The sequence below is a fragment of the Leisingera sp. ANG49 genome (genome assembly GCF_059694505.1).
Genome location: NZ_JCATZN010000086.1, coordinates 1 through 207, shown reverse-complemented (window position 1 = coordinate 207; position 207 = coordinate 1). Strand labels below are relative to the sequence as shown.

Sequence of the window (207 nt, the reverse complement as noted above, 5' to 3'; positions counted from 1 at the left end):
CGCATTGAGCGCCAGCAGGTTGGTCTGGAAGGCGATGTCGTCGATCACCGAGATGATCTGGCTGATGTGGTTCGAGCTCTGCTCGATCTCGGTCATCGCCGAGACCGCGCTCTGCACCACTTCGCGGTTGTTTTCCGCCTCGGTGCGGGCCGCGGCCATGGTCGCCTCGACGCTGCGGGCGCCGTCGGCGGCGGATTTGACGCTGGC

At 66.2% G+C, this 207-nt stretch carries 1 protein-coding gene; it reads right to left on the bottom strand.

Annotation, left to right across the window (positions count from 1 at the left end; genetic code table 11):
- The coding region (locus tag AC58NV_RS23845) for a methyl-accepting chemotaxis protein (RefSeq protein WP_497229339.1) at positions 1-207 on the bottom strand (207 nt) is incomplete at both ends.